Source organism: Bombella apis (assembly GCF_018221685.1).
Lineage (GTDB): Bacteria > Pseudomonadota > Alphaproteobacteria > Acetobacterales > Acetobacteraceae > Bombella > Bombella apis.
This window is the reverse complement of record NZ_JAGJTM010000004.1, coordinates 475,671-495,343: the sequence shown is the minus strand read 5'-3', so window position 1 is coordinate 495,343 and position 19,673 is coordinate 475,671. Positions and strand designations below refer to the sequence as shown.

General features: G+C 61.5%; 14 protein-coding genes. 4 read left to right on the top strand and 10 right to left on the bottom strand.

What is annotated here, in order from left to right; translation table 11 throughout:
• The first annotated feature begins 196 nt into the window (after positions 1–196).
• Both J8Z04_RS05415 and glyS read left to right on the top strand, forming a co-directional pair.
• The gene (locus tag J8Z04_RS05415; protein ID WP_192848011.1) at positions 197–1,093 is read left to right on the top strand and encodes a glycine--tRNA ligase subunit alpha; all 897 of its coding nucleotides are present in this window, start codon (positions 197–199) and stop codon (positions 1,091–1,093) included.
• Positions 1,086–3,191, top strand: a complete 2,106-nt coding sequence (gene glyS, locus J8Z04_RS05410; RefSeq protein ID WP_192848010.1) for a glycine--tRNA ligase subunit beta — start codon at positions 1,086–1,088, stop codon at positions 3,189–3,191. Before J8Z04_RS05415 ends, glyS begins: the two co-directional genes overlap by 8 nt.
• A gap of 79 nt (positions 3,192–3,270) precedes the next feature.
• On the opposite strand, the gene J8Z04_RS05405 is transcribed toward glyS, so the two are convergent.
• The 8 genes from J8Z04_RS05405 to J8Z04_RS05370 form a co-directional block, all read right to left on the bottom strand.
• A complete protein-coding gene (locus tag J8Z04_RS05405) occupies positions 3,271–3,927 on the bottom strand; it encodes a LysE family translocator (RefSeq protein ID WP_043561507.1) in 657 nt (218 codons plus the stop codon).
• Positions 3,928–4,015: 88 nt separating this feature from the next.
• Positions 4,016–5,170 (bottom strand): rod shape-determining protein RodA, encoded by a 1,155-nt coding sequence (rodA, locus tag J8Z04_RS05400; protein ID WP_052349127.1) that lies wholly within the window; start codon positions 5,168–5,170, stop codon positions 4,016–4,018.
• A gap of 16 nt (positions 5,171–5,186) precedes the next feature.
• The gene (gene mrdA, locus J8Z04_RS05395) at positions 5,187–7,121 is read right to left on the bottom strand and encodes a penicillin-binding protein 2 (RefSeq protein WP_043561512.1); all 1,935 of its coding nucleotides are present in this window, start codon (positions 7,119–7,121) and stop codon (positions 5,187–5,189) included.
• Between the two features lie 73 nt (positions 7,122–7,194).
• Positions 7,195–7,761: a hypothetical protein gene (locus J8Z04_RS05390; protein WP_043560774.1), complete on the bottom strand. Its 567-nt coding sequence runs from the start codon at positions 7,759–7,761 to the stop codon at positions 7,195–7,197.
• 230 nt (positions 7,762–7,991) lie between these two features.
• Complete coding sequence (gene mreC / locus J8Z04_RS05385; protein ID WP_043560775.1) at positions 7,992–8,924, bottom strand: rod shape-determining protein MreC; 933 nt, start codon at positions 8,922–8,924, stop codon at positions 7,992–7,994.
• A gap of 67 nt (positions 8,925–8,991) precedes the next feature.
• Positions 8,992–10,038 (bottom strand): rod shape-determining protein, encoded by a 1,047-nt coding sequence (locus tag J8Z04_RS05380; protein ID WP_043560776.1) that lies wholly within the window; start codon positions 10,036–10,038, stop codon positions 8,992–8,994.
• A gap of 255 nt (positions 10,039–10,293) precedes the next feature.
• On the bottom strand, positions 10,294–11,865 hold the full coding sequence (locus tag J8Z04_RS05375) for a 2-isopropylmalate synthase (protein ID WP_043560779.1): 1,572 nt from the start codon (positions 11,863–11,865) through the stop codon (positions 10,294–10,296).
• Between the two features lie 193 nt (positions 11,866–12,058).
• Positions 12,059–12,883 (bottom strand): N-acetylmuramoyl-L-alanine amidase family protein, encoded by an 825-nt coding sequence (locus J8Z04_RS05370; RefSeq protein ID WP_227431372.1) that lies wholly within the window; start codon positions 12,881–12,883, stop codon positions 12,059–12,061.
• 597 nt (positions 12,884–13,480) lie between these two features.
• Here J8Z04_RS05370 and J8Z04_RS05365 point away from each other — a divergent pair.
• Positions 13,481–16,279, top strand: a complete 2,799-nt coding sequence (locus J8Z04_RS05365; RefSeq protein WP_192848009.1) for an Rne/Rng family ribonuclease — start codon at positions 13,481–13,483, stop codon at positions 16,277–16,279.
• A gap of 91 nt (positions 16,280–16,370) precedes the next feature.
• On the opposite strand, the gene J8Z04_RS05360 is transcribed toward J8Z04_RS05365, so the two are convergent.
• Positions 16,371–16,772: a hypothetical protein gene (locus J8Z04_RS05360; protein ID WP_232086311.1), complete on the bottom strand. Its 402-nt coding sequence runs from the start codon at positions 16,770–16,772 to the stop codon at positions 16,371–16,373.
• A gap of 85 nt (positions 16,773–16,857) precedes the next feature.
• Positions 16,858–18,309, bottom strand: a complete 1,452-nt coding sequence (gene xseA, locus J8Z04_RS05355) for an exodeoxyribonuclease VII large subunit (RefSeq protein WP_043560782.1) — start codon at positions 18,307–18,309, stop codon at positions 16,858–16,860.
• Positions 18,310–18,384: 75 nt separating this feature from the next.
• Here xseA and purD point away from each other — a divergent pair, with 75 nt between their 5' ends.
• Positions 18,385–19,623, top strand: coding sequence for a phosphoribosylamine--glycine ligase (gene purD / locus J8Z04_RS05350; protein WP_086431138.1), 1,239 nt, complete (start codon positions 18,385–18,387; stop codon positions 19,621–19,623).
• Positions 19,624–19,673: the final 50 nt, after the last annotated feature.

The following is a 19,673-nucleotide window of genomic DNA, read 5'->3' as shown; positions in this document are numbered from 1 at the left end:
ATGATATGATACAGCTCTCCATCCCCCGCAAGGGTCTTGGCTCCCTCTCCTCCCGGCAGAGGCCCACAGAATGCACCTGCCGTAAAGACCATCTTAAGAAACCGCCCTGCACGGCGGCAACTTCTTTACCCTCTCCCACCCCTACCCGCTGGTGATCCGGCCTCTCATCCTGTAATATGCAGACATCTTTACGTTAATGGAGCCTAGTGAATTGTCCACATCCCGGCCCCCCTGCTTTCAGGATCTGATCCTGCGCCTTCATCAGTTCTGGTCACAGAAGGGCTGTGCCATTCTCCAGCCTTACGATACTGAACTGGGTGCGGGTACACTGTCCCCTCACACGACCCTGCGTGCACTGGGCCGCAAGCCGTGGGCTGCCGCCTATGTGCAGCCCTGCCGCCGCCCGTCCGACGGCCGTTATGGCGAGAACCCGAACCGCCTCCAGCATTATTACCAGTATCAGGTGCTGCTCAAACCCACCCCGCAGGAAAGCCAGGACCTGCTGCTGGAAAGCTACCGGGCCATCGGGATCGACCCCGAGAAGCACGACATCCGCTTCGTGGAAGATGACTGGGAGAACCCCACCATCGGGGCCTGGGGGCTGGGCTGGGAAGTCTGGTGCGACGGCATGGAGGTCACGCAGTTTACCTACTTCCAGCAGGTTGGTGGCATCCCGACCGTCGTTCCCTCCACCGAGCTGACCTACGGGCTGGAACGTCTGGCCATGTATGTGCAGGGTGTCGAGAATGTCTATGACCTCGACTTCAATGGCCGGGGCCTGACCTATGGGGATGTCTTCCTCCGGGCGGAGCGGGACTATTCACGACACAATTTCGAGCTGGCCGATACGGACATGCTCCTTGCCCAGTTCCGGGCGGCCGAGGCTGAATCCATCCGCCTCTCCGAGGCTGGCGTGGTCCAGCCCGCCTATGACCAGTGCCTGAAAGCCTCCCATCTGTTCAACCTGCTGGATGCCCGGGGGGTCATTTCCGTTTCGGAACGTGCCTCCTATATCGGGCGCGTGCGTACACTGGCCAGGGCAGCCTGCGAAGCCTGGCTTGCCGGAGACGAGGAGGAAACCACTCATGGCTGAACTGCTTCTTGACCTCTTCTGCGAGGAAATCCCCTCCGGGATGCAGGCCCGTGCTGCCGAGGACCTCGCCCGCCTGCTGGAACAGGCCCTCGCCGATCTGAACCCCCGCAACATCCGCAGCTTTCATGGTGCCCGCCACATTGCGGCCAGCCTCGAGGTGGATGAGGGCATCCCCACCCGCACCATTTCCGAGCGTGGCCCCCGTGAAAATGCCCCGGAAAAGGCCCTTGCCGGGTTCTCCCGCAAACATGGCGTCAGCCCCGATGAGCTGACGAAGGAAAACGGTTTCTGGGTTCTCAACCGTACCCTGCCGCCAGTCAGGGCGGCGGAGCTGGTTGCCGAACAGCTGCCGGACCTCCTCTGGAAGTTCCCGTGGCCCAAGGCCATGCGCTGGGGCAATGGCTCCCTCTTCACCTGGGTACGCCCGCTCCATCACGTTGTCTGCCTGCTGGATGGCCAGACAGTTCCCTTCACCCTGGCCCGTCAGGATGACGACGCCCACGGGCTAAAGAGCGGCAACGTGACCGAAGGCCACCGCATCCTCTCCCCCGGCACGTTCACCGTCATTGGCACGGAACAGTGGCTGAAGGAACTGGAAGCCCGCCACGTCGTCATCAACGAGGAGAAACGGGCCGATCTCATCCGTCAGGGTGTCCATGCGCTCGCCGATGAGAAGGGGCTGGCGCTTGTCGAGGATGAAGGGCTGGTCCGTGAGGTCAGCGGGCTGGTGGAATATCCCGTGCCCCTGCTGGGCCGCATCGATGATGCCTTCATGGACCTTCCACCGGAAGTCATGCAGGTCTCCATGCGGGTCAACCAGCGGTACTTTGCCCTGCGCACGAAAGACGGCAAAGCCGCTCCCTATTTCGCCTTCGTGGCCAACCAGACCTTCAGCGACGGCGGCACGCTCTGCATCGCCGGGAATGAACGTGTCCTGCGGGCCCGCTTCGCCGATGCCCGCCATTTCTGGGACCTCGACCGCAAGACAAAACTGGCCGGCCGTGTCGAGGCCCTGAAGCCCGTCACCTTCCATGCGAAACTGGGCACTCAGGAAGAGCGGGCACGGCGCATCAGCACTCTGGCAGGCATCATCGCCACGGCCATGCAGCTGAGTGACGCACAGGTAAAACACGCCGAACGGGCCGGTCTGCTCGCCAAGGCCGACCTGACGACCGGCATGGTCGGTGAATTCCCCGAGCTTCAGGGCGTGATGGGCGGCTATTACGCCGCCCATGATGGTGAAGCCCCGGAAGTGGCCCAGGCCGTTGCCGAACATTACATGCCCCGTGGATTGCAGGATGGCACGGCCAGTGCTCCCGTCTCCGTGGCCGTCGCTCTGGCGGACCGGCTGGACATGCTGGCCGGGTTCTTCGCCATCGGGGAAACCCCCACCGGCTCTGGTGATCCTTATGGTCTGCGCCGTGCCGCCCTTGGGGTGATCCGCACCATCCGGGACAATGGCCTGCGCATCGACCTCGGCAGCCTGCTTTCCAGAGCAGCTGAGGCCTATGCCGGGAAGGAGGGCAAGGATTCCGCTCTGGGTGAGCTGGAACCCTTCTTCACCGACAGGCTCCGGGTCCAGCTCCGCAATGAGGGACGCCGTCACGACGTGCTGGATGCCACGCTGGCCGTCACACAGGTGCAGGAAAACAGGAGCCTCTTCACCGATCATCTGGATGGCGACCTGGTCCGCCTGCTCAGCCGTGTGGAGGCCCTGTCCGACATGATGGGCACGGAAGACGGGCAGAACCTTCTGGCAGCCTACCGCCGGGCCACGAACATCCTGCGCATCGAGGAGAAAAAGGACGGCCCGCACCATCAGGCCCCTGAAGCGGCACTCTATGTACAGGATGAGGAACGTGACCTGGATGCGGCCCTGAATGAGGCCGGGCCGAAGATCACGGCCAGTCTGGCCGATGATGACTTCACCAGTGCCATGCAGCATCTCGCCGCCCTGCGTCCGATCATGGACCGCTTCTTCGAGGCCGTGACCGTCAATGCGGAAGATGCTGGCCAGCGTCTCAACCGTCTGCGCCTGCTGTCGGCCTTCAGCCGCAGTGGCCAGCTGATTGCTGATTTTGGCCGGATCGAAGGCTGAGCTTCAGTCTCACAAAACAGGCTACGATAAAAAAGGCCGGTGGGAGCGTTCTCTCACCGGCCTTTTTTATGTGTCCCTCTCAGTGCGAGGGACTGTCTGTCAGGAATATCTTGGCTCCGAAACCGATGAAGACCAGCCCGGTCAGCCTGTCCAGACGGCGCACCACGACGGGCCGGTTGAAGAACTGTGCCAGCGGGACCGTCAGGGCCACCAGCAGCCCCAGCCATATGAAGGTCAGCACAACCTGGATCACCACCTGCACGAGCGTAAACGCCACCACATCCGTGGCAGGCGGGATGAACTGAGGGAAAAAGGTGATCACGAAAATACCCGCCTTGGGGTTGAGCAGGTCCGTCAGCATCCCACGGCGGAATCCCGGCCAGAAGGCGTTGCGATGTTCCACCCGCCGGGCCTGCTCCGGCCCGGCCTCCGTCGTCAGTGCCATACGAGGGCGCAGAAGCTGGCTGACGCCCATCCAGACCAGATAAACCGCACCAACACATTTGACGACGAAGAACGCCGTGGAAGACGCCGCCAGAAGGGCCGTCAGCCCGAAGGCCGCTGCCAGCCCCCAGAGGCTCAGCCCCACGGCAATGCCAAAAATGGCCCCGATCCCAGCACGGCGCCCATCGGAGGCAGCTGTCCGCAGGACCATGACGGAGTCCAGCCCCGGCGTGATGGTGAAAATTGCCGCTGCGGTCGTAAAAGCCAGCAGGGGAAGAAGCCACTGATGCATAAAAAACAGACACCTGAAAAAAACCGGCCACGATACTCCGCAACCCGACCTCCTCCAGGTGGGGTCTCGGCCCTACGGTTCCAATAGATCAGTCAGGGTCATCCCGATGCACCCAGCTGGAAAGCAGCAGACCGAAACCGAACATCATGGTCAGCATGGCTGACCCTCCATAGGAGATCAGCGGTAGCGGCACGCCTCCCACCGGGATGACCCCCATGACCATGGAGAGATTGACCACGCAGTACAAGAAGAAATCCATGGCGATGCCCAACCCGACCAGCCGGCCAAAGCGGTTCCGACAACGCAGGGCAATCAGCATGCTGCTCAGCAGGATCAGGAACAGTAGCCCGATGACGGCCACACCCCCGACATACCCCCATTCCTCCCCGATCATGGTGAAGATGAAGTCTGTCTGTTTCTCCGGCAGGAAGCTCAGCTGCCCCTGCGTGCCATGCAGGTAGCCTTGCCCCCAGCGCCCACCCGCCCCCAGAGCAATACGGGACTGGAGAATGTTGTACCCTGCCCCCAGCGGATCGTGCTCAGGATGCAGAAAGGTATCAATCCGAGCCTTCTGATAATCATGGAGATGGTTATAGATGAAGGGCCCCAGAAACGGCAGGGGCGCAACAAGGATGATGATCTGCCACCACCGCATCCCCGCCGCAAAGAACAGTGAAGCCCCGATCACACCAACAATGGTTGCTGTCCCCAGATTGGGCTCCTTCAACACCAGCACAACCGGCAGAAGTGTCAGAAGCGCCGGGATGATGAGCCGCAGCGGATTGCCCATACGGTCCCGCCCGATCCGGTAAAACCATGTTGAAAGCATGAGGACCAGGGCAATCTTGGCAAACTCGGAGGGCTGGAACTGGAAGCCGCCCAGATTGATCCAGCGTTCCGCCCCCTTGCCAACATGCCCCATCTTCAGCACCAGTACCAGGAGCAGGATGGACAGCCCATAAATGGGCACGGAGAGCATCCTCAAGACCCGTGGGCTGGCCAGCGCCACGCCCAGCATCATCAGAAGCCCGAAACAGAAACGGATGAGCTGGGGCTGGGCAAAAGCCTCCGCACGCCCGCCACCGGCTGAATACAGGGCAACATACCCCACACCGGCCAGACAGCAGACCAGCAGAACAAAGAACCAGTTGATCTGCCAGAGCCGGGAGAACATGCGCAGGTTCGGCTCTGCCCGCAGCAGGCGGCGGGCCGTACGGGGAACGGTGAAGTCCTTCAGCGGCATGACGTCCTTCTATCCCTCAGTCATCCAGGCCGTCAGCCCTCGCCACGACCCCCCGGGACAGGGAGGTCCGGCTGGCCGGGTCCCTGATGAGAGTATCCGTCATGATCTGTGCAGCCAGAGGGGCCGCCTCGGTCGCACCCGCATTGCCATGCTCCACCACGACAGACACCGCATAACGGGGATTGTCATAAGGTGCAAAGCAGATGAACAACGCATGAGGACGATACTGCCATGGCAGGTTCATGGAGTTGAAGTGCCCGCTCTCACGCAGGGCTCTCGGCACGTTCCGCACCTGTGCAGAGCCGGTCTTGCCAGCCATCTGTACACCAGGCAGGCTCAACCGGGCGGCCGGAGCCGTGCCCTGTGGCTCATTCACCACAGCAAACATCCCCCCCCGGGCAGCAGCGAGGGCCTCCTTTGCGAAAGGCAGGGGATCCAGAACCGGTGCAATGCCCTGCCCGCTCACCGAGCGCAGAAGATGTGGCTGCACAAACCGCCCCGTTGCCAGACGGGATACATAAGTGGCCAGTGCCAGAGGTGTTGTCTGCACCAGCCCCTGCCCAATACCGGCATTGACGGTATCACCACCATTCCAGTGGTGACCATGGCGACGGCGCATCTCCGGGGTCGGAACGGACCCTGCCCGCATGTGGGGCAGCTCTATCGGCAGCTTCCCATCCAGCCCCAGGAAGGCGGCGGCTTCATGAATCGCCTCCATGCCACAGCGCCGGGCCACCTGATAGAAATAGACATCGCAGGAATATTTCAGTGCCTGATGCAGGTTGATCGACCCATGCCCGTAACGGCTCCAGCAGTGGAAACGCACGCCCCCCATGTCGTAATAACCCGGACAGGAAAAACGGTCCGACGGGGTGATGGCATGGGCCTTCAGGGCGGCCAGTGCCACGGCAGGCTTGAAGGTGGAGCCCGGCGGATAAAGGCCGGAAACGGCCTTGTCCACCAGCGGCGTGCGCTGGTCGGTGATCAGACTGTTCCACTGTGTCCGGCTGATGCCACCATCAAAAAGGGTCGGGTCGAAAGAAGGTGTGCTGACCAGCCCCATCACCTCGCCATTGCGGCAGTCCATCACCACGGCACTGGCCACACGCTCACCAATCCGCTCCCGGATGCGGGTCTGCAAGGCGCTATCCAGCGTCAGCTCCAGCCGGGCCCCGGGCTGGCCTTCCACACGCTCAAGCTCGCCCATGACACGGCCATGGGCGTTGACCTCCATCTCCACCGTGCCGGGCTGTCCACGCAGATGGCTTTCCTGCGTCTGCTCGACCCCGGCACGCCCCACCTTCATCCCCGGCAGGGCCATGATGCCATCCCGCTGGACATCCGTCTCATTGGGAGGGGCCACATACCCGATGATATGGGACAACAGGTCCTTGAACGGATATTCCCGTGTTGTTCCCACATCGATCAGAACACCGGGCAGGGTCGGAGCATTCAGCCCCAGCCGGGCGACATCATCCCAGGAGAGGAATTCCTTGAGGGTCAGCGGGACGTAACGATGGATATGTTTGCGATCATGCTCGATACGGGCCCGGTCACGGTCATCCAGCGGCACGATCGTAGCAAAGCGGTCCACCACGGCCTGGAGGTCCGTCGTTTCCTCCGTCATGATCAGCGCACGCCAGTTGGGACGGTTGCCGGCAAGCAGCACACCGCAGCGGTCGTAGATCTCACCACGGGCTGGTGCAATCTGGCGGCGGCTGGTCCGGTTGCGGCGTGCCTGCTCCTTCAGCTCATCGCCATGAACGACCTGCATCTGATAGAGATGATGGGCAAGCGTCCCCATGACCCCTGTCTGCGCTGCCAGAAGCAGCAGGGCACGGCGTGTGAACATACCCCCACCGACAGCCTGTTCTTCTGAAAAAGACAGGTCAGCCGCTGGCCCACTTCGTTTCCGAAATGGCGGACGAGTTTCATCACGCCGGAAGAACATCTGCAATATACGCTTAAAAAAAGATTAAGGAAGGAAAACTCAAGGCTTCCACACTTCAGATGGTCATAGTCTATTACAGTCTGTCATGCTTTTCCATAACAGAAAGCCCCCATAAATACAGAACATGCAGAAAGGGATAACTCCCTACAGCGAGAGCCTCCTGAAAAACAATGGGATAGACCGACAGCGCCCCCCGGACCCGGATGACCATCAACACCCAGTCTGTCAGGGCCTCTCCCAGCACGATCAACCCATACAGGCTCCAGGAAAGCAGGAATCCACGACGGGACAGACCAACACGGCAGCCATGAGCCACGCCATAGGCTACCAGCATCCAGAACAGGAGCACGCCGGGCGGATTGGCACTGAAGAACTCGATCACCACCCCACTACAGAACAGCCCGAACAGGGGCATGAAAGCAGGACGGTAAAGCGCCCAGAACCAGACCGTCCCCAGTGTCAGGGCTGTCTGGAGTTCGGTCTGCCCGAGTATGCCAAACGGGGCGGACAACACAAAAGCCAGAACCACCATGATGACACAGGGGGACAGCTTGCGCCGCACACGAACCATCAGCTTGCGCTGCCGTGTTCCCTCCAGCGCCTCATGATCCAGACGCCCCTGCTCCAACCGTAATGCCATAGCCCCGTACCCGTTGCTGCTCCCCCGCCCCCGTGCCTTCCCGGAAATAGTGCTCTCTTCTACAGAAAGCAAACCTCCCTGGAGGGCAGATCACGCCTTCGGGGCAGGTTTCATGCCATTACCCGAATCGTGCCACAAATGCCACCTAACCGCCTTATAAGGCCTTGATGATAACAAACGGCTTAATTTGAGACCGTATATCAGGAACGCCGACCGTCCAGAAAGTACCCTCAGCCGTTCCTGAGAGACGAAAATGGCAGAAAACGGCGCAGATTCTGCCAATTCGAAGGGGCTTCCCCATCCCGATGATCCGGCAGGAGCGGAGGCTTCTCCCGGACCCTTCCCGCACTGGGTGGGGCCTCCAGGGTAAAGCCACCATCAAAAATACGAACCAGCTCCAGTTTTCCCAGAGCGGCATCAGGGATGACAACCGGCTGCCCTGGCGCCAGATAATGCACATGACCAACGGCAACACCGCCTGTCAGGCCTGTCTGCCCCCGTGTGACGATATGCTCGCCTTCTTCCGGCATGAGGCTCTGATTGTAATACATGAGACGGGGATAAGGCGTATTGTCGCCAATCATCATGGCATCCCCCCCGCTGCTCTGTAACGTGACGGGAATCCGGCTGGCAGCATCCTCAATCAGCAGCACTCGCACCACATGCGGTCCCACCTCACTGACACGCCCGACAAGCCCGAAAGAATCAACGGCCAGACTTCCCTGCTGCACCCGGTGTTCCCCCACCTGCAACAGAACCGCCCGCAGGTAAGGGCCACTCTCATCCCGAACGACCCATCCGCTGACATAATCCCGGGTATCTTCCGCTCCCCAGTGCAGCACAGCCTTCAGGCGGGCATTTTCCTGCCGAAGAGTCTGGGCCTCACCATGCCAGTAAGCAAGTTTCTGGTTTTCCTGCCGAAGCTGCGCATTGGCGGCCAGCAGGTCCCCCACCCCCTGCAGGGTGATCTGCCATTCATGAAACTGCCGCTGAGGGAACAACAGAACCTGATAGATGGCCCCGGCCTTCTGCGCCGCCGCCATGCGAATCTGTATGGCCCTGCCCGGCCATATCTGCCCGGCCAGAACAGTCCCCACAGCCAGAAAAACCATGACCGGCAGAACAAGCCCGGACAGAAGCTGACGTGTGTGAATGGAGACCATGGCCCGCCTTTTCCCTCCGCTCAGCCCCCGGTCACGGAGGATACAATCCCCCGCCGGAGACCAGGGATCAATACATGCTGCTCAGGACACTGCGGAGCTGCTGCATGTGCTCCAGCGTGCGGCCAGTCCCCACAGCCACGCATGAAAGCGCATTCTCTGCCACGAAAACCGGCAGGCCGGTAGCCTGACGCAGGACATCATCCAGACGCCGCAGCAGCGCTCCCCCGCCGGACAGGACAATGCCCTTCTCCACGATGTCAGCGGCCAGCTCCGGCGGTGTATGCTCCAGCACGGTGGCTACGGCATCAATGATATGCCCGACAGGCTCCTGGAGGGCTTCGGCAATCTGGGCCTCACTGACGGTGATTTCCCGGGGGACGCCATTCAGCAGGTCACGCCCCTTGAGCGGCATGGTCCGCTCTTCCGTCTGTATGTTGGCGTCAAAAGACGCAGCGCCGAGATCAATCTTGATCCGCTCGGCGGAGCTTTCCCCGATCATGAGGTTATAGTTGCGACGGATATAAGCCATGATGGCCTCATCCATCTGGTCGCCACCAACCCGGACAGACCGGGCATAGACAATCCCGCCAAGGGAGATCACGGCAACCTCGGTCGTTCCCCCACCGATATCCACGATCATGCTGCCAGAAGGCTCCGTCACGGCCAGACCGGCCCCAATGGCTGCGGCCATCGGCTCCTCAATCAGATAGACCTTGCGGGCACCAGCACTCTCTGCACTCTCCTGGATGGCACGGCGCTCCACGGCAGTGGAACCGGACGGCACACAGATGACGATCTGGGAACTGAAGAAGGAACGGCGGTTGTGAACCTTGCGGATGAAATGCTTGATCATCTCCTCCGCACTCTCGAAGTCGGCGATGACACCGTCACGGAGAGGGCGGATGGCCTGAATGTTCCCCGGCGTACGGCCAACCATCAGTTTGGCTTCATTTCCCACGGCCAGGACCTGTCTGCGCCCGCGCACTTCCGTTACAGCGACGACGGAAGGCTCACTCAGCACCACGCCACGCCCCTTGACATAAACGAGGGTATTGGCAGTGCCGAGATCGATCGCCATATCAGCGGAAATGAGCCCCAACAGACGAGAGAACATTCAAAACTCCTGGCCGGATAACCCCGCACGCACGGGGAATGAAAATAAGCAGAACACCACCCACAGCATTCGCCACAAATTATAGAGCCCCACAACAGTTCAGCAAGGCCATATTCCTGCCAGAGACAATATTTTTCGCAGAAAACTCCGCTTCAATTAACATGCGGTAACGTTTCATTCCCACCATGACAGAAGGAAAACAGCAGCCGACATGCAGGCATGGCAGTATCGGCTACCGGTCCCCTTCTCTCATCTTCAGGCAGACATTTCTTCCGGTTCACCCCGCAGACGTTTCACCAGCAGCTTGTTCAGGGCATGGATATAGGCCCGGGCTGCCGAAACGACCGTATCCGGGTCACTCCCCTGCCCGTCCACCAGGCGCCCCCCTTCCTGGAGACGCACGGTCGTACGGGCCTGCGCATCCGTACCTTCTGTCACATTGGCCACGGAGAACAGCGCCAGCGTCGCCTGATGCGGGAAGGCCTCACCGATGGCCCGGAACACGGCATCCACAGGCCCATTGCCCGTGGCAGAGACATGACGGGCCTCACCATCCACCTCGATATCCAGAACGACCTGGGCAGCATGCTGCGTACCGCCCTTCAGCTCCAGCGAGGTCAGACGGACACGCTCATGGTCACGGCTCTCATCATCCACCAGTGCCCGCACATCATCATCAAAAACGATCTTCTTGTGGTCTGCCAGGGTCTTGAAACGCTGGAAGGCCGCATTGACCGTCTCTTCAGTCAGGTCATCATAACCCAGAGCCTTCAGCTTGTCCCGGAAGGCCGCACGGCCGGAATGTTTGCCCAGCACCAGCGAGGTGCTCGTCCAGCCCACGCTTTCCGGCGTCATGATCTCATAAGTCCCGGCATGCTTCAGGATGCCATCCTGATGGATGCCACTCTCATGGGCGAAGGCATTCCGCCCCACGATGGCCTTGTTCGGCTGGACATCGAAGCCCGTGATGGTCGCCAGCAGACGGGACATGCCCAGCAGGCGGGGCGTTTCAATGCCGGTTTCCATGCCATAACGGTCATGACGGGTCCGCAGGGCCATCACGACTTCTTCCAGAGCGGCATTACCAGCACGCTCGCCAATGCCGTTGATCGTACATTCAATCTGTCGGGCACCACCTTCAACCGCTGCCAGCGTGTTGCCAACAGCCAGCCCCAGATCATTGTGGTTGTGCGTGGAGAAAATGACCTGATCCGCCCCCGGCACACGCTCCCTCAGCATATTGAAGATGCGCTCCATCTCATCGGGGGTTGCAAACCCGACCGTATCGGGAATGTTGATGGTCGTTGCCCCGTTGGCAATGGCCGTTTCCACACAGCGGCACAGAAAATCCGGGTCCGTGCGGGATCCATCCTCAGCAGACCACTCCACGTCATCCGTGTAACGGCGGGATTCCTTGTTGCCGAAAGCGATCAGCTCCAACACCCGCTCCGGCTCCATCCGCAGCTTGTACTTCATGTGCAGTGGAGACGTGGAGATGAAGTTGTGGATACGCCCACGCCGTGCGCCCTTGATGGCCCTTCCGGCAGCCTCGATGTCTTTGGCGGCGCTGCGGGCCAGACCACAGATGACGGGGCCATCCACATTATCGGCAATCTGCTTCACGCTCTCGAAGTCTCCTTCCGATGCAGCCGGGAAGCCTGCCTCTATGACGTCAACGCCCAGAGCTGCCAGCGCATGGGCCATCCGCAGCTTCTCGCCCAGATTCATGGAGAAACCAGGGGACTGCTCACCATCACGCAGGGTCGTGTCAAAAATGATGACACGGTTATCGGCAACATGACCAAAGGAAGGATGCTGAAAAGACATAACTACGCTCTAACTCCAGATATCTACGAAAACCCGAAATGGGAAAAAATACCCCTGAACGCAGCAAAGCAACCTGCTCGCCTGTATGGCGTTCAGGGGTTCATAAGTCGTAGAAGGAGGGCGTGAAAAAATGTCATTACCCCTCCACGCTAGCGAGCAATGACAGGGAATGCAAGCGGAACTCTCTGTTTTTTTACAGCATCCCTTTCCGCTGCCGCAGGAAATAGCCATCAATGGCCTGTTTCATGGCCTGGGTGATCTGCGTACGGTGGGCAGCACGACGCAGCGCCTGTTCATCCAGATGGTTGGACATGAACCCCATTTCCACCAGAACAGACGGAATGTCTCCAGACTTCAGAACCCGGAAGGCCGCATGGCGGGATGGATGATGCAGGAGCTGGATGCGGTTCTGGAATGACCGGATCACACTGGCCGCCATATGCGCAGACCCCCGGCGCGTCTCTTCATGAACAAGACTGTTGAGTATTTCCTCCACATCCGGCGGCACGTCGGCCATGCCCGGCCCGGCAAAACGGTCGGCACTGTTTTCCGTCTCTGCCAGCAGGGCAGTCTGCCTGTCCGAAGCGTTGCCGGACAGCGTATAGACACTGGCCCCACGCACATCAGACTGATGCAGCGCATCGGCATGCATGGAGATGAAAAGATCCGCCTTGTGCCGATGGGCCAGCTCCACCCGCCCGGCAAGGGGGATGAAACGGTCATCCGTCCGGCTCAGCACCACATCATACCGGCCAGACGCCATGAGAAGCGCACGCAGCTCCGTTGCTGCAGCCACAGCAATATGCTTCTCATACGTTCCTGAGACACCGATGGCCCCGGGGTCTTTTCCGCCATGGCCAGGGTCCAGCATGATGACGGGTCTGGGCGGTGATGCTCCACGCAATACGGCGGGGGCCTTCCGCAATCCATGCCGTGCTGCCGCAGCCTTTCCCGCTCCGCCCGCCAGCAGCCCGCTGGCAGCCGCACCAAGAAGATGACGACGTGTCAGCTTTGCCATGGTGATCCTCCTCCCTCTCCGGTCCAGGTCCTGCCTGTCACACCCCATTAGGCGATCATTCCTGCCACGGGAACAATCTTCCTGCTTTCTTTGGTTAACAGCCTGATACAGACAGGAAAAAATGGCTTTATTCTGCCCCTTTCACCACCCCCCAACTACCCACTTGCCATGAAGGCCGATTTAGGCCATTGTCGCTTTGCAGAAGCCCGGATCTCCCATGCATCCCCGCCCCTGACAACGGGCAGGCAGGACAGCATCAGACAGGGCCCGCACATGCAGTACCTTTCACGCCGTTTGGTGCAGATAGCCCGGGACGGTTGTTCCCGGTGTGCTCACACCCTGGCGGAGACACTGCATCCGAACCACAGGCAGCCTACCCGGATGGCCACACCATCCCCCGGCGGGCTGCGTCAATTCCCGATGGCAGGACCTGCCATCAGCGTGTTTACCAGAGGCTGCAATGCTGTTCTGTGTTATCCAATCTGGCGACCCCCTCAGGGTATCTGCCCGCAAGAGACCGGACCACCTGCCCTCTGCTGACCAAGACAATCGGCGCAGACAGGGCCATGACCCGTGCGCCACGGAGTCCAGTCCTTCATGACAAAGCAGATGCTCATAGACGCCACACACGCCGAAGAAACCCGCGTTGTGGTCATGAACGGCAAGCGCATTGAAGATTATGATGTCGAGACATCAGCGCGCCGTCAGCTCAAAGGCAACATCTACCTCGCCAAGGTCATCCGTGTAGAGCCCAGCCTCCAGGCGGCCTTCGTGGATTACGGCGGCAACCGCCACGGCTTTCTGGCCTTCAGCGAGATCCACCCCGACTATTTCCAGATCCCCGTTGCGGACAGGGAAAAGCTCCTTGCCCTGCAGGAAGAAGAATACGCTGCCGAGCAGCGGGGCCGGGACAGCGATCCGGAGGCTGATGATGACGAAGACAGCCTTCCCGAGGATGACGAGCCCGGCCCGGAGATCGTCAGCGGGGAACATGATACCGGTGAGGAACAGAGCGCCAGCCGCCGCATGGCCCGGTTCCTCCGCAATTACCGCATTCAGGAAGTCATCCGCCGTCGGCAGGTGATCCTTGTCCAGGTTGTCAAGGAAGAACGTGGCAACAAGGGCGCCGCCCTGACGACCTACCTCTCCCTTGCCGGACGATATGGCGTGCTGATGCCCAACGCCCTGCGTGGCGGTGGGGTCTCCCGCAAGATCACCTCCGAAACGGACCGTCGTCGCCTGCGGGACATTGTCGGCAAGCTGGACCTGCCCCGGACGATGGCCATGATCATCCGCACGGCCGGTGCAGGCCGCCCGGAAGCGGAAATCACCAAAGACTGCGACTACCTTCTCCAGCTATGGGACAACATCCGCAACCACGCCCTCTCCTCCATCGCCCCGGCGCTGATCTATGAGGAAGCAAGCCTGATCAAGCGGGCCATCCGGGACCTGTTCACCCGTGATATCGAGACCGTACTGGTGGATGGGGAAGAGGCATGGAAAAACACGAAGGAATTTGCCCGCCTGCTGATGCCCCACAATGCCAGCCGCATCCGCATGTGGCAGAACAGGGGGCAGAATCTCTTCGCCCATTATCAGGTGGAGAGCCACCTGGAGGCCATGTTCTCACCGACGGTAAAGCTGGAATCCGGCGGATATCTCGTCATCAACCAGACTGAAGCTCTGGTGGCCATTGACGTCAACTCCGGCAAGTCCACCTCCCAGCGCAATATCGAGGAAACCGCCCTCCGCACCAATCTGGAAGCGGCCGAGGAGGTCGCCCGCCAGCTGCGCCTGCGTGATCTGGCCGGGCTGATCGTGATCGACTTCATCGACATGGAAAGCCGCCGCCACAACAGCCAGGTGGAAAAGCGCCTCAAGGATGCCCTCCGGGTGGACCGTGCCCGCATCCAGCTGGGCCGCATCTCCCATTTCGGCCTGCTGGAAATGTCCCGGCAGCGTCTGCGCCCCTCCATTGCCGAGAGCATGCTCAGCCCCTGCCCGCACTGTCAGGGTACCGGCTTCATCCGGGGTGTGGAAAGCATGGCCCTCCAGGTCCTCCGCAGCGTGGAGGATGAAGCCAGCCGCCGTCGCTCTTCGGACATTATCGTCCATGTCAGCCCCAGCATCGTTCTTTACATGCTCAACAGCAAACGGGCTGCCATCAGCCAGCTTGAACAACGGCATGACATGACCATCCGTTTCGAAAATGACGACAGCCTGCCGGAAGGCGAGCTCCGCATCGAACGGCTGGCCGCACGCCAGAAACCCTCCCGTGAGGACAGCCCTGTCAACACGGTCCGTACGATCGACATCACGGAAGGGGCTGCCCCTGCAATGGAAGCCAGCCTGCCAGCCGAGGCCGAAGATACCCGGGACGAACAGGAAACGGGCAGTGAAAGCATCTCCCGTCGCCGCCGCCGCCGCCGTGGTGGACGTCGCCGCAACGAGCAGGAGACCCGGGACGAAACGGCAGAGACCAGCCTGCAGGAGGCGAGCCCCGCAGCGCCAGAGGCTGACAGCACGGCAGATACCAATGATGACCAGGCTCTCATGCCCGGTCGTCGCCGAACAAGGACACGGCGTGTCACGACCGCCGCTCCGTCTGCTCCAAGCCACCGTGAGGGAGAGACCGAGCAGCCCAGCCGCCGCCGTGAACGCCCGGCATCCCGTCGCCGCCCGGCACGCCATCAGGATGAACCGGCCCCCAGTCAGGCATCTTCTGGCTATCAGGGACCAACACCGGCCAATCCCTTCCAGGGGGCTGGCATCGACATCTTCGACATGATGGAACAGCAGGAAGCCCGCCTGAGCGGACGTGCTGAAGCCCCTCCTGCCACAGAAGAAGAACCTGCCGTTTCCTCCCGCCCCCACAGGCAGCCCGTGGAAACGGGAAGCCCTGCAGAAGGGGATGATGAAAAACCGGCCCGTCGCACCCGTACCCGTCGCCGCCCGGCTACACGCAGCCGCATCGTGGTGGACGAAGACCAGGAAGAAGACGACAATCGTGTCGTGAAGATACCGGCCCGTCCAGTCGATCCTGCCGAGGCTGAAGAGGAAGCCGCTCGTCGTCAGGCGCGCCGCCCCCGTCCCCGCCGCCGCCCGGCACGGAACGAAACGGCAGAAGCGGACGCTGCCCCGGCTGCGGAAGAGGCGCCTGTTTCTGTCGCTGAAACCGGTGTGGACAATGAGGCACCAACCGAGACAGAGGCAAAACCAGCCCGTCGGCGGCGCCCAGCTCGCCGCAAAAAGGCGGACACGGCAGAAGAGGCCCCTGTAGCAGCCGCCCCCAAGGCTGAGGACACAGCCCCGGTCGAGAATGTGGCAGCACCGCAGCCTGTCAATATCGATGAGGCAAAGCCCAAAAAGCGGCGTGTCGGCTGGTGGAAGCGCTAAAGGCGCCTCCTCCCCCTCCCATCGGAGCCCATGAAAAAGGGCGGCCAGATCACTCTCTGGCCGCCCTTTTCACATCCACACAAATATGATGTTAGCGACAGACGCTATTGTTGCCATCCTCCGCAATGAACGTCCCCGTCAATGGCTGGAAGCAGGCATTACGGGTACAGCTGTTGCCTGTAGCCAGACTGCGACCATAGATTTCGCTCCCCGTACTGGCCTGCTCACGCAGGGCCGTACCACAAAGCGGTGTATTGACGGGAGCAGATGGCAGGTTCGTCTTCATCTGTGGTGAGGACGAACTGTCCCCGCTCCCCCCACCAGACGGCGCCCCGGCAAAGCTCTGGATGGCCGGATGTTGCGCTGCCTCGACCTGCCGGGCTGTTGGCTGGCTGCTACAGCCTGCCAGGACACTCCCTGCCACAAGAAGCAGGCCACAGCCCAGTCTCTGCAAGCCACATCTGTGGCGGCGCCTCGCAATGTTACGCACCATATCCCTCCTCCACATCCTCATGGATGTCCTGTCCTTCCTCGGGACGCCATGATGGCTCCCGGGGCTCCGAAATCTCCTGTGCAGACTATCTGCGGCCTTCATCCGGGTCCAGCCGGGCCTGCCGGACACCATCCGCAAAGGAAAGCTGCACATGGCTCCCCACTGGCAGGGCAGCGGATGATGTCACGGCATGACCTGCCTCATCCTGCACCAGAACATAGCCCCGTTCCAGAATGGCGAGGGGTGAGACGGCCTTCAGATGCCGGGCCACCCCTTCCAGCCTCGTCCGCTGGAGGGCAAGCCGGGACTGCACCGTCTCCAGCCGCAACGGCGCCCGCAGCAGACGCATCTGGCAGCCATCCAGATACCGCTCCCAACCAGACTGCAACCGCCCGGCCTGTGCCTCCACGAGGCCACGCCGCTGCCCCATGACGGTCTCCACGGCGGGCAAATGATAGGCAGCCTGCCCCAGCCGGGCACGGGCACGCATCACAAATCCCGGCAGGGCCAGCTCCAGCCTCTGGGCACGATCATCCAGCCGCATCCGGGCTGTGTCCAGAAGCCCCGGAAGGTCCGGCATCCGGGCCGCCACGGCCTGGAGCCGCAGCCCCTGCCGCTGCAATATCCCCGCCAGACCACCAGAAAGCCGTGCCGCCCGATGGGCGAGATCCGCCATCAGCTCGGACCGCAGGGGTACCGCCATTTCAGCGGCGGCAGTCGGTGTGGGGGCCCGACGGTCGGCAGCGTAATCAACGAGGGTCGTATCCGTCTCATGCCCCACGGCAGAAATCACCGGCAGGGGGCAGGCCGCCACGGCCCGTACCACGGCTTCATCATTGAAGGCCATCAGGTCCTCCAATGAGCCACCACCACGGGCCACGATCAGCACATCAGGCGGATTGGGAAGGTTCCCCATGGCCTGCACGGCATGGGTGATCTGACGGGCTGCCCCTTCCCCCTGCACTGCCACGGGCCAGAGCAGGACATCCCGCGGGAAACGGCGGGATATGGTCGTGCAGATGTCGTGCAGCACCGCCCCGGACCGGGACGTCACCACCCCCACGCAACGGGGCAGGAACGGAATGGGCTTCTTGCGCCCCTGATCGAACAGCCCCTCATCCCGCAGGCGGACACGCAGGGCTTCGATCCGGGCCAGAAGGGCACCTTCCCCTGCAAACTCCATGCTGTCGATGATGAGCTGATAGTTTGAGCGTTCGCCATAGGACGAAATCTTCCCGGTGGCGATGACCTCCGTTCCATTCTCCGGCACCATCCCCAGCCGGGAGACGTTCCCCCGCCAGATGACACCCGATATCTTCCCGCCCTCATCCTTGAGGGAGAGATAGACATGACCGGAAGCATACCGCTTCATCTCCGTGATCTCGCCACGGACACGTACCCGCCCGAAGGTGCCTTCCAGCACACGTTTGATCGCCGAGGAAATGGCTCCTACGGAATATTCCGGTATGTTGCTGCTCCCCGGCCCCGTACCGCCCTGCGGTCCGGCGGGAGAAAGAAGGCTCTCTCGTTCCATCATGCGGCCATTCTATGCTAAATGGCAGATGACGTGAAAGCGGCTATCTGCATCACACGAGATATAAAAGGAAACAGGATGCGCGTACTTCTGGTGGGTTCAGGTGGGCGGGAACATGCCCTTGCCACAGCCATTGCCCGGTCCCCTCTGCTGGACACACTCTTTGCCGCCCCCGGCAACCCCGGCATGGCAGCCTGCGCACGCTGTGTTCCCATTGCGGCTGATGACATTGCCGGTCTTGTCGAGTTCGCCCGGAAGGAAAAGATCGACCTCGTCGTACCGGGGCCAGAAGTCTCCCTCGTGGCAGGGCTGACCGATGCCTGCCAGAAAGCGGGTATCGCCTGCGCTGGCCCCTCCCAGGCTGCCGCCGCTCTGGAAGGCAGCAAGGCCTTCACCAAGGAAGTGGCCGATGCTGCCGGTATCCCCACCGCCCGCTGGCAGCGTTTCGACGCCAGCAGCAGCAAGGAGGCCGCCAAGGCCTACGTCCGTGAACAGGGTGCTCCCATCGTCATCAAGGCGGATGGTCTGGCCGCCGGCAAAGGCGTGGTCGTGGCCCAGAGCGTGGATGAGGCTCTGGAAGCCATCGACCGCCTCGGCCTGCCGCTGGTGATCGAGGAATGTCTTGTCGGACGGGAAGTGTCCCTCTTCGCCTTCTGTGCGGATGACAAAGCCAGCCTGATCGGGGCTGCACGGGACCACAAGCGGGTCGGTGATGGCGATACCGGGCCAAACACCGGCGGCATGGGAGCCATCTGCCCGCCACCGGATTTCGACCGGGCGGCGCAGGAAGCCGCACTGGACCTCACGGTCCGCCCGATGCTGGCCGAGATGGTCCGCCGGGGCACGCCGTTCCGTGGCGTCATCTTTGCTGGCCTGATGCTGACGGAAGAAGGGCCGAAGCTGATCGAATACAACGTGCGCTTTGGTGACCCGGAAGCACAGGCCCTGCTCATCCGTCTGGAAAGCGACCTTCTCCCTGCCCTCAAGGCTCTGGCGGAAGGCACGCTGTCCGAGGACAGCATCCGCTTCTCGGACAAACCATCCATTTCTCTGGTGCTGGCCGCCAAGGGATACCCGGATGCGCCCGTCAAGGGCGGTGTCATTTCCGGGCTGGACCGGACGGAACAGCTGCCCGGTGTATCCGTCTTCCATGCCGGAACCAAGATGGATGGCGACCGGCTTCTGGCCAATGGCGGGCGTGTCCTGACCATCTGCGCCACGGGTCCCACGGCAGCCAAGGCACGCTCCCGAGCCTATGAAGCTGCTGCGACCATCCAGTGGGATGACAAGATGCTCCGCAGCGACATCGGGCTGTAAGATTTTCCGCACCTGCAAAACAGGCCCGGCCCATGAAAATGAGCCGGGCC